8 protein-coding genes are annotated in these 20824 nt (G+C 64.4%); 4 read left to right on the forward strand and 4 right to left on the reverse strand.

Annotation, left to right across the window (positions count from 1 at the left end; genetic code table 11):
* The first annotated feature begins 44 nt into the window (after positions 1–44).
* The 4 genes from WKC72_RS02390 (at position 45) to WKC72_RS02405 (ending at position 5760) form a co-directional block, all read left to right on the forward strand.
* Positions 45–1964 carry a hypothetical protein gene (locus WKC72_RS02390; RefSeq protein ID WP_370181628.1) on the forward strand — a complete coding sequence of 640 codons (1920 nt, stop codon included), beginning with the start codon at positions 45–47 and terminating at the stop codon, positions 1962–1964.
* Positions 1965–2071: 107 nt separating this feature from the next.
* Positions 2072–2917, forward strand: a complete 846-nt coding sequence (locus tag WKC72_RS02395) for a hypothetical protein (protein WP_370181629.1) — start codon at positions 2072–2074, stop codon at positions 2915–2917.
* Positions 2910–3800, forward strand: coding sequence for a DUF6339 family protein (locus WKC72_RS02400; protein WP_370181630.1), 891 nt, complete (start codon positions 2910–2912; stop codon positions 3798–3800). Before WKC72_RS02395 ends, WKC72_RS02400 begins: the two co-directional genes overlap by 8 nt.
* A 46-nt stretch (positions 3801–3846) precedes the next feature.
* Positions 3847–5760: an ATP-dependent endonuclease gene (locus tag WKC72_RS02405; RefSeq protein ID WP_370181631.1), complete on the forward strand. Its 1914-nt coding sequence runs from the start codon at positions 3847–3849 to the stop codon at positions 5758–5760.
* On the opposite strand, the gene WKC72_RS02410 is transcribed toward WKC72_RS02405, so the two are convergent.
* The 4 genes from WKC72_RS02410 to WKC72_RS02425 all read right to left on the reverse strand — a co-directional run bounded on the left by WKC72_RS02410 (position 5750) and on the right by WKC72_RS02425 (position 20824).
* Positions 5750–7378, reverse strand: a complete 1629-nt coding sequence (locus tag WKC72_RS02410; protein WP_370180103.1) for an IS1634 family transposase — start codon at positions 7376–7378, stop codon at positions 5750–5752. The genes WKC72_RS02405 and WKC72_RS02410 overlap by 11 nt on opposite strands.
* 210 nt (positions 7379–7588) lie before the next feature.
* Positions 7589–9760 (reverse strand): UvrD-helicase domain-containing protein, encoded by a 2172-nt coding sequence (locus WKC72_RS02415; protein WP_370181632.1) that lies wholly within the window; start codon positions 9758–9760, stop codon positions 7589–7591.
* A complete protein-coding gene (locus WKC72_RS02420) occupies positions 9757–16110 on the reverse strand; it encodes a DEAD/DEAH box helicase (protein ID WP_370181633.1) in 6354 nt (2117 codons plus the stop codon). The genes WKC72_RS02415 and WKC72_RS02420 overlap by 4 nt, the downstream gene beginning before the upstream one ends.
* Entirely contained in the window at positions 16103–20824 is a 4722-nt protein-coding gene (locus WKC72_RS02425) for a restriction endonuclease subunit M (RefSeq protein WP_370181634.1), read from the reverse strand. Before WKC72_RS02425 ends, WKC72_RS02420 begins: the two co-directional genes overlap by 8 nt.

Here is a 20824-nt window from a genome sequence, read left to right on the forward strand (position 1 = left end):
ACCGCCCGTCCGAACACCAAACGAGTTGACCCAAAGGGAGCATTGTGGCCGAGTTGGCCTGGGAGTGGGACAAGCAGAGCAGCACGTACGGCAACTACGGAAACGCCAACCAGTGGACTGTGAATGCTGGGCTCGCCTCGCTCGCTCGGGAGAGCACGCAGAACACCAATGACGCCCGCTCCGAGGAGAACCCCAGTTTGGTCTACACCTTCATTCGGCTGAGCGGCGAGGCGCGATCGGACTTCCTGCGCACGCTGAATTGGTCCGACGAACTCGAGCCGCATCTGCGTGCGATGAGCAGTGAGTCGGCGGGCGCCGTGACAGCCGGCCACATCAAGACCGGGCTCGAGGCTATGGCCCAGCCGGACCCCCTCGTTCTGCTCAAGGTTTCTGATTACGGCTGCCGCGGGCTCACCGGTCCCGAGTTCTCCGACATCGATTCGGAACGGTTCGGCAACTTCATCAAACTGTGCCGGCTGGACCTGTTCAGCGGGAAGAACGAGACCTCGGGCGGCAGCTTCGGCCTCGGCAAAGCCGTGTACTGGCGGTTCTCTCGCATCCAGACGGTGCTTTTCAACTCGATGGTCGCGGATTCGGATGCGGTGGACGGCAACACCCGTAATCGACTGTTCGGCGTCAATCAAGGCGTCGTTCATCGTGTGGGAACGAAGTCATTCCAGGGCCGCGGATACTTTGGCGTGCCCCGCAAGAAGGGAAGCGTCACGTCGACGTGGGCGAGTGAAAGCGTCGTCGAGTCCCTTCATCTGCAGCGCGCCGGGAACCGTCCCGGAACGTCGGCGATGATCGTCGGCTTCTACGATCCCGACGAACCCGATCGCGGCGACACCGTCGATGGTCTGATCAAGATGGCGGAGGAGCTACGTTCCGGGATCGAGGAGAGCTTCTGGCCACTCCTGGCCCGCCGGCGACTGCAGGTGCGGATCGAGGTGGTCAACGACTGCGCTCGTGAACTCGACACCGTCGTCGATCCAGAGGACACCTACACGGAACTCGTCCGCGCGTTGAGACGCTTCGACAGCGGCGACCTCGACGAGACGCTCGACGAGACGTATTCGGTTGTTGCTCGAGATATCCCGATCTCGATCTCGAAACGCAAATCCGGCGCCGGTCACGCAAAGTTCGTTCACAACGCGAAGCTAGTTGTCACCAAGTCCGACAAGCAGAAGGACCCCCTGGAGAACAAGGTATGCCTGCTGCGTCAGCCAGAGATGGTGGTGCAGACACTCGACCGGACGTTCGAGAACCACACCTACCACGCGTTCCTGCTCGCAGGCGGTGCGGTCAATCCTGATTCATCGTCGGCGGAGGATCGATGGGCGGACGACTTCCTACGCTTCGCGGAACCACCCGCTCACGATCAGTGGATTCCTCGGGGCGGCCGGAACAAGAGCTCGCAGTCGAGTCTGAGCGCGCACTATGTCGCACCGTGGGTGCCAAATTTGCAGGCGATCGAGAAGAGTGTCGCCGAACAGCTGCTCGATCTGTTCGGAGCTCCCCCGCCGACGGGCAGCAAACCCCCGACCGCGGTGTTCAAACACCTCAGCTTCCTGCGAGGCGAGGCCGGCGAGGGCGGCGCCACCGGAACGACGAGCCGCAAGCCGACCATCGACATAACCGAATGGAAGGTCGTCGACGGTCACTGGCACCTGACGTTCCGCGTCAAGGCCCGTAACGAACCCGGAGGCTGGGCACTGAGCCCTGCCCTCTACTTCATCGGACTGGACGGCGGGGGTCAGGAAGTCGCGTGGGACAGCTTGCGCTCGGATGATGCCCGAATCGAGGACGGCGCGGTGCTACTCGAAGCGAAGGAAAAGGGCAGGTTCGTGCAGGCGACGGTCACCGGCGTGTCGGTGGCGGACCTGCCGATCCCCGCGGAGGATTCCGCAGTCGACGTCCAGCTCCGGAACGTGACAAACACTCGTAGGAAGGGAGCGACTGCGTGACTGCGCGCTATGCGTGGCCGACCTACGACGGTGAATGGCTCTGCAGCATAACCGAAGTAGACCTCGACCTTCCTCGTGAGCCGGCGATCGACTCAGACTCGTTCCGCGTGAGCCTCGCTGATGTGGGCGACTGGGCGACACTGTCGCTCACGCTCACCGCACGTACCGACGAGAAGAGCCCGCAGGGCCTCGACAGCGAACTGACCGGGTATGCCCTGCTGTCATGCACTTCCACGAGAATCCGCATTCCGTTCCCTCTCGCCGCACGCGGCGAGACCCCGAACGAACTACACGGAACTATCGACATCTCGCGGGACGATGTCGCGGGAACAGCAACTCTGATAGCAGAGATCGCGGCGGAGTACCGCGGCGCACCCCGCATCGTGGGTCGCTCGATTCCGTGGACGATCGTAATCGAGCCCGGCTCGGCGCCCGTCAAGCCAGGTCAGCCGCCGATTTCTCAGTCGTGGATCGATTTCGGTGCGCTCGATTCGCCGCTTATTGCGCGGCAGAGTCCCGAGGCTCCGTCTGTGCTGGACCTGTCCGCAGCCAAACCGATGCTGCTGCTGAACAGCGCGATACCCGGATTCCAGGATCTGCTGTCATCGGAGACGGCCAAGCTGGAACGCCGTCGGACGCGGGAGCTCCTCGGGTCGCAGATCGCCCGGTACACGCTGGCGACGCTGTTCCGGGCAGCCGCAGTGGAAATCGCGAGCGAAGACGACGAGCCAGTGCCGCCATCCGACCCGTTGTTCCGTCAGGTGTGCGAGGCAGTTGCAGACACCATCCCTCACTTCGCCTCCACTGACGAGCTGTATCACCGACTCCACGACTCGCACGGCAAACGCGCCGAATCCGCGGAGCTGTGGACCCACATCGACGTCGCGATTGACGTCCTCGCGGGCATTCCGAACACGCTCGCGATGGTGACAGAGGAGATCCGGCGTGGCTGACGAGATACTGCGGCGCTACGTTCGCCGACTGGACCCCTTAACCCGATCGCAGCTCATCGCAGACTATGCGTGGCACAGTGACTCGGAGTCCGTCACACGCCGTGACGGCACCACAATCGACATCGCCGTGCTCACTGCGCTGATGGAGGAGTTCTCCGACCGACTCGACGGCTGGGCGGACCCGTCCACCAGCGACAGGTGGCTTGCGCCGCGCATCCATTTCGCGCTGCGCCTGAGCCGCGCCGAAGCATCGGATCCCGACGTGTGGGCGTGGTTGGCTGTCCGATTTCACTCATACATCGAGTGGCGCTGGGAGGGCCGCAAAGGCATCGCCGAGAACCGTTGGCGCGGAGAGATACACAAGCAGGCACTCGCACGCTTGTGGTGGGGCGCCGAGCTGTTCCGCAACGGCGCCGACTACGAGCCGGTGGTCCGCGCCTTCATCCGACAGGACTTGCCAAACAGCTACCTTCACCGTCCCCTTGTGCGTTGTCGTTCACTCGCGCTCGCTCTGGTCGACGTGGTCTCCCCAACTGACGGCGAGACGGTGCTGTCCGCAGACGACGTTAACGACCTCGCCCGCGTGCTCAACCTTGTCACTGCCGGCTCGCCTCCGGAGGTTCAGACCGGCTTTCAGCGTGACGATCTGCGCGGGTACCAGAAATGGGTCGGCGAACGCCCTGACATTCCAGCAGACTGGAATGTCCTTCCGACAGGGCCGGGGTGCGGCGACACTTCAGCAATGTCGCTTGACGGTGGACGAGCACTTGCCACCCGCGGGTGGGTATATGCACATGCTGCTGCCGAGCGTCTGAACACCCGGTCGGCGCGCAGACGATCAAAGCCTGGGCCACACAATGGTCAGCCTTCCGATTCGGCGTGAGCTATACCGCCGGTACTCGAACGCGGGTCAACGAACGGCGCGACGTGTGCCCACCACTGCTAGATTCGACGAGCTGTTAATTGAACGAGAACGAGACAAGGAATTGACGGGCATGGGGGCTCCAAGTAACGATGACCTTCGGAAGCGGTTCGCCGACAAGGCGGTCGATCCCGTCATCACCGAGATCCGATTTCCACGCTATAAGGCGCTGGCCCCGAATCTGACCATCACGTTTTCCTTCCCTATCACCGCACTTGTCGGACCGAACGGATCCAACAAGTCTTCGATACTTCATGCCCTCTACGGCGCCCCAGCAGGAAAAAGCCTGTCCGACTTCTGGTTCTCAACAGCCATGGATGACATCGACGGTCGTATTCGCGCCGACAAGAACACCCTTCAGCGCTTCATCTACAAGTATCGGATACATACAAAGCAGGGCCCAGTTATCGGCGAATGCCGTAAGGCACGTGGACGAAAGAAGTATCGCCAAGCGGACGTGCCCAGCGACTTTGCGGAGAAAAAGGATCCCGACTACTGGGAGCCGACGAAGCGCGTCGCAGTCGACGCCATGGCCGAGATTCCCGTTGACGATGCGATAGCCAATCTGGTTTCCGACACAAAGGACCGCTGGAATCCCGTCGCCAAGGAGGTCGAGTACCTCGACTTCCGATCGGAACTGTCGGCGTACGACAAGTATCTGTACCACGCGCCCGTGGACCGATGGACAAGAATGACCAATGGCAAGAAGTTCCGAATCCTGAGAAAGTCGGCAGGGCTTGCTCGCGCCTTCGCCGGCCAGCCCCGCGCTCGTGACCGAGAATCAATCGTCGAGGGAGTTCGCGAGCTCGAGCCAGATGTGGTCAAGAACATCTCCCGAATCCTCGGGAAGAGCTTCGCATCCATCAAGCTGGTCGAGCACACCTTCTACTCCTCGACCGGGTTTTCCGCGGTGATGCGTCTGGCCGACGGCGGGTACTCCGAAGCACATGCCGGCAGTGGCGAGTTCGCGATTGTCCGACTTGTCGACGCAATCTCCAAGATGGAGAGAAACGGACTATTACTGCTCGACGAACCCGAAGTTTCCCTCCACCCCGGCGCCCAGAAGTGTCTCATCGAGTTTCTGCGAGACCAAGTTGTGAAGAAGGGGACTCAAGTCGTCCTCTCGACTCATTCCCCGTCAATCGTTGAAGAGCTCCCCGCGGAAGCGATCAAGCTCCTCGGTGCAGATCCCGTGACGGGCGAGGTCTCTTTGATCTCGGACGAGACCCACCCCAGCCAGGCTTTCTTCCATATCGGTCATACGACAGGGCTGAAAACAAAGCGGATCATGGTCGAGGACGCTCTTGCCGCCGAGATCGTCTCCCGTGCGATCACCATCCACTGCGACGATTTGCGCGGCACAATTTCGCCGGTGATCTTCCCCGGAGGTTCCGGAAACCTTGTGATGCATTCTCTTCCTGCCCTCGCGCTTGCCAAGGCCACCGATGTCGTTCTACTCCTCGACGGTGATCAGCGCATCGACACCGCCGACTGGACGGAATGCGACCGGATTCCTGCTACGGGAGATAACCGCGAACGATGGCAAGAACTGGCCAAGAACCTTCTTGGTTGCGTGCCTAAGCACTTCGCCAATACCAAAGGGAAGGATGTCGATGACGATAGCGTGGTGAGAAATCTTCGCGACATACTGTTGTGGGCACGTGACAACACCTACTACCTGGATGGCAAAGTTCCAGAAGCTGCAGTCCTGAACGAAACCGAGGACTGGGATCCAGACGCAGGAACGAGGAAGTCCAAGGACCGATTCGTTGAAATCGCGAGGGAGGTCTTCGGACATTCCTCATCCGCCCGCGTACCATCCGCTGACATACTCAGCGCGCAGCGCATCCGCTTGAGTGGGCTCGACGGGTCGAGCCCACTCATCAAGTCTCCTGAGTTGGCTCATTTCGTTAGTGCGTGAGTCCGGGTCCGGTGATCTTGTCGATGAGGTCGCGGGTGTCGGGGTCGAGTTCGGGTGGGAATGTGTGTCGGGTGCCGTTGATCGCGATGGTGGCCGAGCGGAGAGGTCGGAGTCGTTTGAGGACGTTGCCGATCGCTAGTCCGCTGCGGTGTTGGGCCAGGTAGGACACCGCCAGGGCGGCGAACACGATGGTCAGGTGCGCTTCGATCGCGTCGCGGGTGCGGTGGAAGATCGGCCTGGCTCTCAGGTCAGTTTTCGACATGCGGAACGACTGCTCGACGTGCCAGAGGTCGTGATACTTGCCGATCACCTCGCCGGGTTCCATCAGGGTGGCGGGGATGTTGGTGACATAGCCTTTCAACCCGATCAGCGACCGGGCCCGCTCGATCGATGCGGTGTCGAGGCTGCGTCCCTTGCCGGTGGTCTTGACGAACCGGGTCGATTTCGGGGCTTTCGCCCCGTCGACGACCTCGCGGGCTCGGGTTTCCTGGGCGTTCAAGGTCTGGTTGTCGCGGACCGCGCGGCGTTTCGAGTACTGCCAGACCGCCCGCCACGACTTCGGGTGCCTGGCCGGATCCCAGACCGGTTCGGTGCGGTGACGGATGTTGTTGACGGTGCTCTTCGCATGCCGCGGCGTGACGGTGTCGATGACTTGTCCGTCGACGAAAACGTCTCCTTTCCAATGGAAATGGTTCGACAGATCGATGGGTGCTTTGGTGACGCGGGAGCCGACGATGAACTTCAGGCCGGCGTCGTCGAGGTCCTTCAAGTTACCGGCGGAGAGCATCCCGGCGTCGGCGGCGACGACCATCTCGACCCCGGTGATGTCGTGGCGGGTCTGGAACTGCCGGATGATCGGGACGATGGTGTGGGTTTCGGCCTTGTTCCCCTCGAAACATCCGACTTCCAAGGGGAATCCGGTCCGGTCGACGAGCAGACCGACCACGATCTGCGGATCGACGCGGCGTTCTTTCGAGTAGCCGACCTTGCGGAGCTCGTCTTCCTTCTCCGCCTCGAAATACAAGGTCGTGACGTCGTAGAGGATCAGGGACAGGCCACCTGTTTCGGCGGCATGCTCGAAACATTTCGTCGCGATCTGGTCCCGGTAGTCGCGGTCGACGATCCACCGCAGGTGCCGCTTGATCGTGGCGTAGCTCGCCGGGGCCTTCCCGAGGTCACGAACCACCCTGGCGGCGTCGAGTTTCGAGCCGGGCTCGACGATTCGGGCGATCACTAGATCCCGGAACACCTCGTCGCCGAGCACTCCGAAACCGAGCTGGTCGTAGAGACTTTCGAGGATCTGCCGCAGTACCACCGACCCCGTCGACGCGGTCCGCCCCGGCGCATCGACGACCGGCCGGTCATCCGCGGCTGGCAACAACACGCCCTGGCCCGCCGCCAGGACGCTCGCCGCCGGTGTTTGCGGGGTGACGCCCAGGTCGAGGGCCTGTTGATCGGGCTCGATCCACGCTCGGGCCCGCTCGAGAAGCATCCCGAGCTCGACATCGGTGTGCGCTGACCCGATGTGCTTGACGATCTCCTGCCGGCCGTTGACATAGCGGGCGACCTGCACCGCTGTGGCCCCGGACTTCGTCCGGACCCGCCTGATGAACGTCACCCGACGAGGGTAGACCGGCGCCGTTAGTGCGTGAAACCGCCGCCGTAGACACGAGAAGTGCCAGGTCAAGAGATTGGAACGTCATTCCTCACCGAGAAGTGAGCCAAGACAGGACATACTCAGCGCGCAGCGCATCCGCTTGAGTGGGCTCGACGGGTCGAGCCCACTCATCAAGTCTGCATACTCGGCGATCGACGCCGTTCGATAGCGCTAACCGGAGGTGGCGGCAAGTGTGGACAGCTCCTTCGTCCACACCACCGCCAGCCTTTCCCGCGCCCGCGACCCCGCGACGTAGAGGACGTTCCGCAGCTTGTTCTCTTCCAGCTCCCGCTCGGGTCCGGTCATCTTCTGGACGTAGTAAGGAGGGAAGGAGTCCGAGCCCAGGCGGGCGAGGATGACAGCCCGGAACTCGAGGCCCTTGGCGCGGTGCATGGTCATGACGCGGACGGCGTCACCGAGCTTCCCCTCATCGGACTTGTCGTTGACGACGACGCTGGAGATTTCACTGGCTTCGAGGGACTCTGCGATCTCGCTGACGGCCTTTTTGTCGTATGCGAAGACGGCGATGCCGGACGGCGCGATGCCTTCCTTCGTCCATTCGTTGATCTGCGCAGCGATGCCCTTGTCCTCGTCGGCCTGGCGCTTGAACTCCTCCGTCTCCGGGTCGGGGCCACCGAACACCGACCGCGCGCCGGCCAAGGTGTCGGAGGCGAGGTCGAGGTCGTCCACGTCCTGATCCACGACCTGCAGGCACCACTTCAGGATCTCTTTCGAGGTCCGGTAGTTGATGGTGAGCCTGCGCGAACGTCCCCGGGTTTCGATCCCGTATCGGGACAGCGGTGCCGGGCGGCCGTAGATGCGCTGGTGCGCGTCACCGACGATGAACAGGTCGTCCGTGCCGGGCGCGATGAGAGCGCGCAGCAATTTCCAGTGCGCGGGATGCAGATCCTGCGCCTCGTCGATCACGGCGTGGCGGTAGCCGAGCTGCTCCCGCAGCGAGGGGTCGGCGGCAAGCAGTGCCGCCGCCTGTGCGGCGAGCTGGGTGAAGGTCATCAAACCCTGTGAGCGCATGAGTCGTTCAAACTGCTCGATCACCTGCCACACATCGGCGCGCTGCGGCCGGGTCAGTCGCTGACTGCGCCCACTCCGGGTGACGCGGAGGTAGCCTGCCTCGTCCACGATCGCGTTGCCAAGCACGACCTGCGACCATTCGTCCGCGAGGAACCCGGCGTCCCACTGGCCGACCGCGACCAGCGAGGCACTCGACCACAGCTCGCGAACCTCCTCGGCCTCCGCAGTAACGAACTTGACGGAACTCACGGCCTTGCGGCGCTCGTCCGACGCATTGACAACCCGGCGAGCGAGCGAGTCGATGTTGACGACGTCGACCCGGTCGCCGACCGTCGGGCCGGCGAGCTGCTTCAGCTGGGCCTCGATCGTGCGGGACAGGTTCTTGGTGAAGGTCGTGAACAGGACCTTCTGGGTAGACGAGTCCGCTTCGAGCCTGCGGGCGAGGTGCCGTGCGCGGTGGATGGCGGTCACCGTCTTGCCGGTGCCCGCACCGCCTGTCACCCGGAACGGTCCGTTCCAGCCGGTGTGCTGGGCAAGCTTGCGCTGCAACGGGTGCAGCCACACCCGCCACTTCGCGAAATCGCCTTCGAGAACAGCGCGCAGCTCGTCCTCGTTGTCCCCCTCGTAGGTGGTGAAGCTGAGCCGCGACAGCGGACGCTGCAGCGCGGTCTCGATGTCGTCGACGTCGACCGGGCCCGGATCCTCGATGACGAGGTCTGCCCACACGTCGTCGGGGCTCTTGCCGTAGGCGAGGTCGAGCACCGCGTTGCCCTGCGATGACGGCAACGCATCCGCGATCGCCATCAGGTCGTCTTCGTCGGTGACCTTGGTGAGCTGTTCCGCGATCGCGGGATCGACGCCGAACCGTTCGAGATCCTTCTGCTTCACCTTCGCGGGCATGATCGGCTTGGCGGCAGATTCTCCCGGCTGCGCGTTGCGCGCCTTGTCAACCGCTTCTTCAAGCGCGATGGCGTCGAACAGTTCGGCGGCGCCGGTCTTCGCGTTGACCTGGAGTGTCAGCTTGCTGGCGTAGTCGTATGCGGCGTCGTGCTTCTTGACCGCCACGAGATACAGGATGCTTGTGCCGTCGTCTTCGCCGGCGACCATGAGCACGGCGCGGTAGTGGTCCGTCACGCGGGCTGTTCGCACCCGGTTGTTCTGCGCCAGCTTCGGAATCTTGTAGTCGAGGCCGGGAGCTTCGGGATCACGCTGGATCTTCATGATGAAGTCCACGACGCGCTGCTTGACGCTGCCCTCGAGTTTGTCGTAGGAGCTGTCGAACAGGTCGTGCATCCGCACTTCGGCCTTCACTGCGTACTCCCCTTCACCACGTCCTCGATCTCGCGTGCCAGCGTATCCGGCTCGAACCCTCCCTCCGCGGAGGCCACCGTCCACCCGTTCTCCTCGAGCCACTCGTCACGGTCGGACTCGAAGTCGACAACGACCACTACCTTCATATCCGGCCAGGCCATCTCCACTTGCCAGATGGACTCGTCGGGACCGATTTCCGCCCCTGCCTCGGGTACATCGAGTCCGCCGTCAGCCATGATCTCGATGACGGGCGCGAGAACCGGGTCGGTGTATTCGCGCACAAGCGACCACTCGGGGCCCAACTCGATCGCCGTATCCGCCACCGTGCCGGGAACCGGCCCAGCCAACGGGATCATCGCGCCGGCGAACGGGTCATCTGAACTCCGGGTCCAGATTTCCGCCATGCGCATCGGCAGATCGTGCCCGAACCGGGGGCGGGTGAGGAACTGCAGGACGTTCGACCACCGCAGCCAGTCACGCCAGTGCGCGACGTGCGCCGGACCGCCAACCTCGGACGGGTGGTCGTCGAGCACGCACAGCACCCCGAGTGTCGATACGTGATCGTTCGGGTCCGCGACGATCACGAGCGGCACGCCGCTCAATCCGACGCGTGGCACTATCATCACGGACCCGGTGGGCTCCGGCGACGGAGCCTGCCCGGCGAGGAGAGAGTTCAGGCCGGCGACAAGCGATCCGGGTGCGAGCATGATCGCCGCATCGGACCCGTGCTTGCCGGTTTTGACGATCGCAAGCACCGTCCCGTCGGCGCCGCTTCCCCACACCTCCGCATCGGGATCTGCGAGGTATTCGATGAGGAAGTCGATCGGGTTGCCCCACAGCGCCTTCAACCGCGGGTCGTCGACTCCGGCGCTCGCAGCATTCTGCATCTGCTGGTGCAGCAGATCGGGTACTGCGGCCTTCATCGACTTCGACACGAACGACTGGACGTCGTCCCAGGCGATCGACCACACCCGGCGACCGTCGCGGCGCAGCGCGTCCCGTTTCCGGGCGTCGTCGGCGGTGATGTTGTGGTCGACGCTCGCGTGGTACTTCTGGCCGTCGAGGTAGACGGCGACATCGCAGCCCTGGGCGTCACTGCGGGTGAACAGGAAGTCGGGCTGTGTGGTGATCGAGCTGGCTTTGAGATCGACGAGCGGACGCATGCGCCATCGGCGCGGCTCTCCGGCGGCGTTCGCGAGCCGCAGGTCGAGTTCCTCGCCCTTCGACCCGAGCGCGGTCTCCACGGTCCACCCTTCCCTGCTTGCGATGCGGTCCTTGAGCGCTTCCCGGAACTGCAGCTCGAGCTCGCTCAGTTGCACCTTGGCGATGTCGACGGTGCTGACGGTCGGGATCGTCTCCACGTCCCAGTCGCCGAGGAAATCGTTGAGCAGGGCGAGCGCGGATTCGCGGGAAGCGTGAGGCATTTCGCCAGATCGCAGCACTCCGTAGAGGCAGCGGTGGCAGGCCGCACGACCTTCGAGCCGGCACGGGCAGGTGGCCAGCACGTCGCGGGCGAGAGTGAGGATGCCACGCAGCCGTTCCGGTGTCCCGAACCGGTCGAGGTATCCGGTGCCGCCGGGGACCGTGTCGTGGAGCACCAGGAACCTACGCACCGCTCCTGTTCCGTCGCTCATGCTGGATGCGACGACGTCGAGGTGTTGGGGGTCGCCGCCGAAGTCGCGGCGCAGCCCGAGCAGCAGCGCGCCCTTGAACGACGTCATCGTCGTCTCGAAGTGCAGCAGCGACACCGGCAACAGCAGCCGGACGGCCTGGGTGCGCAGTTCGTGGGAGAGCAGCAGACGTTCCCACTTTTCCTTCGTGCCGCGCCGAGTGGCGCAGAACCCGCGGTGCCGGGTGCGGTCCGTCTCTGTCGGCCGGGTGGCGACGACACCGCAGTGCGAGCAGGTGGTGAACCCGGCGGCGGTTACCGTCTCTCCCGCGATGATCGTCTCGCTGCCGGGTACGTCGCCAAGCCCGACGTTGATCGAGCGGACGACAGCTGATCGTGCGTATTCGGCGCCGAACACCGTTGCCTTCAGCTTCCACGCGTCGACGATGTCCGTGGGGTCGATGTCGACGCCGGTGACCTTGGTGAAGAAGGTTCGGGTGCGGTCGTCGGCATCGTCGTCGATGAGCACGTCGTCGAGCCGGTGCACCGCCGACACCTTCTGCAGCGGAAGCACCTTGTGCACGGCGCCGGAGTCGGTGACCGCGCTGCTGTGACAGCGCGGGCAGGCGGTGAGCGGCGCGTCTGCATTGGTGGTTCCCCACCCGCAGGACGGGCAGAGCCGGGTCCGGGACCACAGCGGCTGGGACAGCGGACCGACGTCGACGGCGTCGACCTGGACCCGTTTGCCGTTGGCGTAGAAGTAGGCGCCCGGCGCCAGTTCGGTGAGGGCGGTGCTGCTGCTGCGCTCGTAGGTGAGGTCGAGGGCTTGGGGTTCGGGCGACTGGCCTCCCTCGTTCGCGGTCCACCACAGGTGCACGTCCAGGGTTGTGGCGTCGTCGAGGAGGTTGTAGTTGGGAAGGAGGCCGACGCCGCTGAGGCCGGTCAGCGTCTCCTGTCGCCCGCGCTCACGCAGCTGGTCACCGAGCGCCCTCGACTCCCCCATGCAGCGCTTGCGGTCGTCCTTCTGTTGGTCGTCGAGGTGGCCGTGCTTGTCGAGTTCGGCGACGGTCTGGGCGAGTTCGTTCAGCCGCGTGCGGATCTCGTCGGTCTCGGTCTGCCAGGTCAATGCGACCCGTGCCGCTTCGTCCCGGACACCGCTTGCCGCGAACAGTCGCACGGTGTGTTGTGCTTCGGAGGCAAGGTTGTCCCCGAACAGCGCGAGGAATGCTGTGCTCAGTGTGTCTGCGTCCGCGGTGATTGCGTCGACCACCGACCGTAGCCAGGCCCCGTCGTCCATGCCCCCACCGAGCGCGCTGCCAAGCTTGGACGGCATCGCTGGGAGAGTGCCGAACCCGCCTGCGGCGAGGCCGTCGAGCGCGAACGCGAAGAACTGCCGTTGCAGCAACTCGGTGGCGTTGAGGTAGGCGCCGGGCGGCAGCACTTCACCGGCCAGCAGGTGGCTCGGCTCGGCGAAGTAGTAGAGGTCCCGCGGCGAACTGGGCACGGCCGCGAGCACGAATGCGTTGCCGGTGGAGCGACCGGCGCGGCCGATCCGCTGCAGGTAGTTCGCGGTTGACCGCGGCAACGACGCCAGAGCGACGGTACTCAGGTCACCGATGTCGATGCCGAGCTCGAGTGTGGGCGTGCAGGCGAGGATGTTCGGGTCCACGGGCGAGCCGCCGTGCTTGAACCGGGCCTCGACTTCCTCTCGCTCCTCTCGGTCGAGCAGGCCGGTGTGCTCCTCGCTGACGATGCGTCGGATGCGACCGGACTGGTACATGGTCCGGTAGAAGTTCGTCTCCTCGACCTCGACGCGTGCCAGTGCGCCGGGGCAGCGCATCCGCGGGCAGGGTGCGCCGTCCCACAATGCCGCGCGGTTGGAGGCGGCGGGCTGCACGTGGTGGCACACCGGGCATTGGAGGCGTTCGATGCCGTGGGGATCGAGGATGATGCGGTCAGCGGTGAGCCCGTATACCTTAGATGCCTTTTCGCCGCTGCGGCGTTCGAGGGGGCCGTCGTCGCCTGCGAGGACGTCGACGACGTCGGCGAGCAGGGCGCGAGCCTCCGGCGCGGTGACGCCGAGGCTCCGCCGCGTCCAGTCGGTCAGCCGAGATTCGCCGCGTGGGCCCAGGGCGATGAAGTCGGTGTCACCGGCCGCGCCGGTGGTGAGGAAGCCAGGCGCAGGCCGTCCGGCGGGGAACTTCGGCATCCCCTCGGCGCTGCCGCCCCAGATGGACCAGCGCTTTCCCTCGTCGCGGATGTAGCGCGTGAGCCACCGGTGGTGGATGCCACCGGTGGTGCGCAGCTGTTCGAGCAGTCCGAGGATCCAGATGTCGTAGCGCGGGCCGAGATCCGCGGCGGTGTCGATCGCGAGTTGCGTCGCCCTTCCGTCGGGCACATCGAGGCTCAGCTGCTCGGCGGGGCCTCGGCTCAGGGTGAGGCTGAGTTGCGGCAGGTTCTGGTGGATGTCGCGAGCCAGGGATGCGAAGTGGTCCAGGTCGATGTCGATGTCGACGGCGACCGCACCGGTCAGTTCGAGTGTGCGGCCCATGCGGGCGTTCAGCCCGGTCTCGAGGTGCGCCTGGAACGCGATCCGCACGTCGAGCAGATCGCGCAGCCATCCGTCGGAATCGTGGTCGAGCCAGGCACCTTCGACGCCGGTGCGGCGCACGAAGTCCGGTGGGGCAATCGAGTACAGCTGTGCCACCGGGGTGTCGGAGAACAACCGCTGCGCCGCGGCCTGGAGCGTGGTGCGTTCGCCGCCTGTGGCCGCGAGGAGCGCGGAACGAAAGTTGAACTGGAAGGCGCGGCCCTCGATGAACGCGGCGCGGTGGGCCGCGTCCTGCACCGAATCGGTGAACACGAGGGTCTTCTTCTCGTCGTCCGCGAGTAATGGGGAACCGAATTCGCTGGTGAGGCCGACGCTGAGGAGGGTCGCGACGCTGGATCCGAGGAAGCGGATCGCGTTGCGCGCACCACACGCCGGGCATGTCTGTTCGGCCGCCTGCTCCTCGTCGGCCGTGCAGTGCACCGAGACGGTGTTCTCGTTCGGCGTGGAGGCGATCTTGAGAGTGTCCGCGTCGATGAAGCTTACGTTCTGGTCGGCGGCGTCGGCGAGGAGCAGGGTGCGGGTCTTGTGTCGGTCGGTGTGGCGGGCGCTGGCACGCCAGATCGCCTGTGGGTCGTGCCCGAAGGAGTCCCCGAGTTCGGTGGTGACTGTCATCCAGCCGGAGTGCCCGCATACTCGGCAGTGGACCGCGGGGAGGAAAGTGCCGTCGGAGGGTGGGCCGTCGTGCCACCAATCGAAGCTCGGTTCCTGGGACACCTGGCGCAGCATCCGGGTCAGTTCACGGACCCACAGCTGAACCTGCACGTTGAGCACGGGACGGACTGAGCCGTGGTCGTCGCGGATGCGGGCGAGGGACAGCAGGGCAAGGAACTTCAGCAGGGCCTGCTGCACCTCAGCGGGTCGGCCGGCGTTGTGTACGCCCCACGGCAGGACCCCGGCCTGGGTGATGCGGGTGACGGCCTCGGCGGGGGTCAGGGGTTCACCGCTGAGGGCGTCGATGACGGCTCGGGTGAGGAAGTGGGTGCGCAGCGAGTCGCCGATCGCGACGGGGTCTGTGTAGTCGATGTCCGCGGCGTGGGCGCCGGATTCTGCGGCCGGTTCGAGGACGGCCCGCGCCAACGGTTCCCATGATCCGACAGTGGCCGCGTCGGGCGTCGGCGCGGCGAGGATCACCTCGACAGTCGGGATGTCGAGGGTGAAATCGACGTGCGGGACGACATCGGCTGCGGTGAGTGATGTTTCGGTGACGAGGGATTCGGGTGGGAACTCGGTCCCGAAGACGGTTTTGGCGAAGGCTCGCAGCTCGCCGGAGCGGCTTCCTCCGCCGAGTGTCGCGGAGGTAGCAACGGGGGTGACGCGGCCGAGCGGGCGGCCGGCTTCTGCCACGCCGATGCGGGCGCCGAGCCGGCGGATCAGCATCGCGACGTCGGTGCCCTGCGCGCCGTCGTAGGTGTGGAACTCGTCGAGAACGAGGTACTGAAGCGTGGAGGCTGCGTTGTCCCACAATGGGTTGTCGCCCGCGCGCAGGAGCAGGAGGTCGAGCATCTTGTAGTTGGTGAGCAGGATGTCGGGTGGGTTCTTACGCAGCTCATCGCGGTTGTCGACGAGCTGGTTGCGCGTCGGTGTGCGGCGCCGGCCCTGGCCACCGATGTAGACGCCGGCAGTGACGTCACTCAGATGCGGGTCGTCGTGCAGGTAGTTGGCGAGACGACGCGCTTGGTCGGTGACCAGCGCATTCATCGGGTACAGGACAATCGCCTTGATCCCCTGCTCGCCGCGCGCCGCTGCCCTGCGCGCGTGGTCGAGGAGCGGGACGAGGAACGACTCGGTCTTACCCGAGCCGGTTCCGGTTGTCACGATCGTGGGATGTGCGGCACCGTCGCGGGTGGAGAGCCGATCGAATGCGGTGGCCTGATGCTGAAACGGGCGAAACCCCTTAGGCATCCATTCCAGTGGCGACGTCCACTTCGCCGGCACCTGCTGGTAGGGCGTGCGCACTTTCAAGTAGGGGCCGCGGAAGATACCGGTGTCCGGGTGCCGCAGGAAATCACTGAGAGCAGATCCTGCGTTCGGGTCGGCGAGCGCGAAGGTGGTGGAAAGGTACTCGGTGATCGAGTCCTTCGTTTCCTCGGCAAGCAGAGACGGGAAGGTCGGCGCTGCGATGTCATCCATTCAGACCGAGCCTCCGCTCGAACTCGGCGTAAGCAGCACGCATTTCGGCTTCGCGGTCGGGCTTGTAGAACCATGGCTTGTCGTGGTTCTCGTCCGGCGGGAACGGCGTGTAGCGGTCGAGCAGGTCGCCGCAGTCGTCGCCTTCGAGGTATGCTCGGAGGAGCTTGTAGTCGTCCTTTTGTTGCTTCACACCCTGGGCGTGGTGGTCCTTCGCTATCTTCCGGCCGTTGGCATCGAAGTACATCTCGTACTCGTACTTGCGAAGCACTGGGAACTGCGCCCTGAACATCAGCGCCAGGTGGTCCGCAGTCAGGCCAAGCATTAGTGCCGCGAGAGAATCGATCTCGACCAGCGCGGCGCGACGTTCGAACTCGGTTCGCAGTGGGGTGTTCATCGTCCAGCTTCGCTCACCGACGCCGAGGCCGGAAGACGTCGCGAATGCCGGGGTCCAGGCATCGCCTGCGAATGAGCCCTGGTACAGACCCTTCCACAGAGTCGCGTAATCGTGAGTGAGACAATTCAACCGGAGCGTACGAAGAAGAAGGTATGGCCACGCGGGATGCTCGATCGGCGCAGGGAACCTGTCGATCAGCTCGGCATGCACGTGGCTCATACCGCTGACCTTCACCAGGTAATCGAAAGGAAGCGACGCCCACAGGCCTGCAACCAGTGCCGTGTTTCTCGAATCCTCGGCTCGAACCGACAGGTTCGGACCGGTATGGACGGGTGCAGCACACGTCGATACCGTGCACGTGTGCACGGTATCGACGTGTGCTGCACCAGGCGGAATCAACGCCGCATGCAGCGACCGCTCCAGTCCCGGCTGGGTCATACTGCGCCACGCGATACGCCAATAGTCCGTTGCGGGGCGGTCATCCCACTGCGGAATCCCCGCGTCATAGTCCTCACGGTCGCAGGCACGCTTGTAGTTGGTGCTAGGAATGAAAGTGTCTGGCAGCTCTTCCAGATCGATTGCCGACCAGTCCTTGTTCGACTTGCATGGGTTATTAGGCTGGCGCACGAGCGGATTCGCAACTGTGAAGTGAGGACCCTGGTAGACGGCTTCAGTGAGCGAACCCTGGTTGCCGGTTCCCCACTCGATGTACCCATCTTCTTTGGCGATCTTCTCGTTCCACACACTGGACCACCGGTACCCGATGTCGCCGAGCCTCACCTCTTGACGAGCGAACCGCGCGAGAACCTCGATGTGCTCTCGAGTCAAGGGACGCACTATACGCGCTTGCGTGCCCGGCGTACCCACCTGATCAAACAGAAGCGCCCAGTCTCCGAGCACGGCATCATCAATGATGGTTACTCGTGATGCATGTGGCCTGAGATCCCATCCACCCCAGGGGTATTGCGTTCCAGGAACCTCACCACCTCCGTCGTCGGAAAGTGATCCGTCAACCGTCGACGGGTCTTGCACCGTGCACATATTCAGGAATCGAGTCAGGCTGGGTGTGGCGTAGACGGACACGCCAAATGTGATGTTGTTGTCAATCTCAGAGAACAACAACAGGTTGTTCCCGAACTGCCAATGCCGCCGCAGACGCGCATACGCCTGCTGACGCAACAATCCCGCCTTCGGGTCGGTGAAATGGCTCTCGGGGTGTATCAGCCCACTTACACCCACATCCGATGACGTCCGCCAGACCCTCTCCATAAAGTTCGTATAGAGGTTGGTTCGCACACCTTTTAGCAGAGGATGTTCGACTGCCGAGCCAAGCATTGCGGCAACACCCGCCCAGGCAGCCAAGTCGCCGACATACCGCGTGCGGATAATCTGAGTCGATAGCAGGTCGCCGCGACGATCCTTGAAAACCCGATCAGGGATCTTCTCCTGCAGAAGGAAGTACGGGTCCGAGTCGGCGAGCACTGTCGCCTCTAGCCAGTCCGGTCTCACCCATGGCGGATTACCCACTTGAAGGTCGAATCCGCCGCGCTGAAAGATCTGCGCGAAGTCCAGGTCCCAGTGGAAGAAGCCCTGTTCCTCAGCGATGCCGCGAGCCGTTCCGAGCCACTTTTGCTTCGATACCAACTTCCACACGGGACTCATACCGTAGAAGTCCCGTTCGAGCTCATCCATTTTCGACAGTTGACCGAAGCTGTCGACCGTTTCGTGGAACATCGCCTGGTCCTCGTCACCCTTTCGGACGCCATCGAAACCAAGCAGCCCTTCGAGCGTCGTGATCCACTCGTCCAGGCTCGGCGGGCCTGGGTGGTTGTCCCTGTCGTCGTCCGAGTCCTCGACCGACCCGGTCAGCGGCCAGAACCACATGGCGCACCAGGCGTCCATCGCGAGCCGAAGCCGCATGTACGGGCCCTCAGGGTCCAGGAGCTCCGACTCGACCTTCTCGCGCTCAACAGCGGTATCGACAACGGGCAGATCTGCTCCCCACACGTCGATCTGACGGGACACTTCGCGTTCGCTGATCGTGAGCCGGCGCAGCGTCAGTTCCCACAGGCGCTCGACGCGCCGCGACAGGGCTCGCAGCCTATCGAGCTGTTTCTTGTCGGGCTTCTTCGTCACCTCCTTGCGCCACTTCTTGAGCGCTTCAACCGCTTCCGGCATCAGCTCCTTGGCCTGCTTCGCGTCGGCGACGGCGGCCCACCCGCTGGCAGGCAGGAGGAAGTGGTGGATTTCGCCGTCTCCGATCGGCCCCTCCGACAGCGGGCGGTCGGTGGGCGGGGTGGCAAGCCAGTTCTTCTTCGCCTTGCCCAGCGAGGTGAAGTCGTAGGTGGCGCGGCGCGCACCGATCAGCGAATTACCTCGGCGCAAGTGCAGTCCGAACCACGGTGCCTGCAGTCCGCGGTGCATCACGTTGAGCCATAGCGACACCTCGGCCAGCTCGACGGCGGTGGCGTTGAGGTCCACGCCGTAGGCGCGGTGCAGGGCCAGGTAGGCCTTCACCTTCTGCAGTTCGGTGGTGTACTGCTCGGGGTCGATCCGCTCCCCCAGCTCGTTCTGCCGGCGGATCAGGTACTCGGCCGCGAGCTGATTGATCGCCTCGTTGAGGAAGGCGCCGCTGCCGAGCGCGGGCTCGCAGATGCGGAACTCGAGAATCTGCGCAGCGGTGGTCTCGTCGGTGATCAGTTCCGCGAGCGCATGCTTGACGACGGTCTTGGTGAGCACCTCGGGCGTGTAGTACGAGGCACTGCGCTGGCGGTCACGGCCCGATAGCCGGAACACGAAGCTGCCCTTGGCATGCCGGACGATGTCCTTGCGTCCTGTGAGCCGGTCCTCGCGCCACACGATGTCTTCGGCGGCGTAGTCGCCGGACTTGGTGGAGGGCACCAGCCACGAGCCCTTGTCGGCATTGCCGTCCTTCGCGACCTCGACCATGTCGTCGTCGGCGATCAGGCCGGAGTAGGACATCAACCCCTCGTACACGGCACCTAGCTGGTTGATGCCGAGCTGGGCGTAGGAAATGTAGCCGCGCTGCTTGTTCTTGTTCTTCGACGGCTTCGACAGCAGCAGGAGGGTGAGCACCTCCTGCAGGACCCGATTGCTGATTCGGGTCTCGTCGATCAGCGGAGTGCGGGCGGGATCGAACAGGTCGGAGCGCATCGCTTCGAAGACCAGTCCGTCGCCGTCCTCGGTACCTGCGCTGTGACCGTCGTTGACGAGCCGGAACAGCAGGTCGAGCGACTCGTGCAGGTGATGCCCCTCGGCGGAGCGTCCGGTCAGGGGTACCTGGATGACCTCGCGCAGCCGGTCCAGGCCGTAGCCGGACCCGTACTCGGGTGCGCCGACCGGGAGGATACCCAACTCCGGGCGGGCTTCGGCGAAGAGCAGGAACAGAATTCGGTATAGGAACCGCAGCGACTGGATCGTAAGGTCACGCGGGAGTTCCGGAATCCCCTCGACGGGCAGGCCGGCCGCGCGCCTCTGTGCCAGCACCTCGTTGGCGATCTTCTCGATGGAGATGCGCAGGCCTTCGCGGAGATCCTCGCTGACGCCGACGGCGTGCTTCTCGGAGTCCTCGCTGAACGCGTCGAGCGTGGCCTTGCCGTCGTCGTTGGGCAACAGCACGTCCGCCGACCAGAGTCCGGCGTGGTGGGCGAGCTCGCCCGCGGCCTTCTCATCCTTGCGATCCAGCGCGGTCGCGACGTCGAAGGCGAGGTATCTCCCCTCCGACCACCGGGCGGCGTCGGTGAGCAGCACCGTGCCGCCGGCGACCACGAGCAGGTATCGCGGTGCATGGTCGCTGACGAACAGCTGGGTGACCGCCTTCGATACCGATGCCAGCGGTTCCGTCTTCTCACTGGTGATCGTCAACTGCAACGGGTGCAGCAACTCGGCGTCGTCGGAGAACAGGGAGTCCGCGTCGGCCGCCGGAACGGCCTGCAGAATGTGCAGGGCATCGGTATCGGCGACGCCCGGGACGCGGGCGAGCAGCGGGACGGCGATCGGAGTTTCTCCCTGGAAGGTCTCCAGGATCGTTTCGGTCGTCTCGAATCCCACGGAGCGCAACAGGTCCCGATGCAGTTCTGCGACAGCTGCGGCGTAGTCCGGGTTCGTCGGGTCGGGAAGCTCGCCGAGGGCTCGCAGGTAGCCGCCGCTGATCGTCGCCAGCCCCTTGAGCGGAGTCTCTTTACCCTGGGTCGCGCGTTCCTTCCAGTCTTTCCCGAGATCCTTGAGCTTGTTGGGGAAGACCTCCGCGAGCCAGTGCTCCGACAGGTAGTCGTTGACGTTGGAGATGGAGTCGAACAT

This window comes from Rhodococcus wratislaviensis (assembly GCF_041228765.1).
Classification (GTDB): domain Bacteria; phylum Actinomycetota; class Actinomycetes; order Mycobacteriales; family Mycobacteriaceae; genus Rhodococcus_F; species Rhodococcus_F wratislaviensis.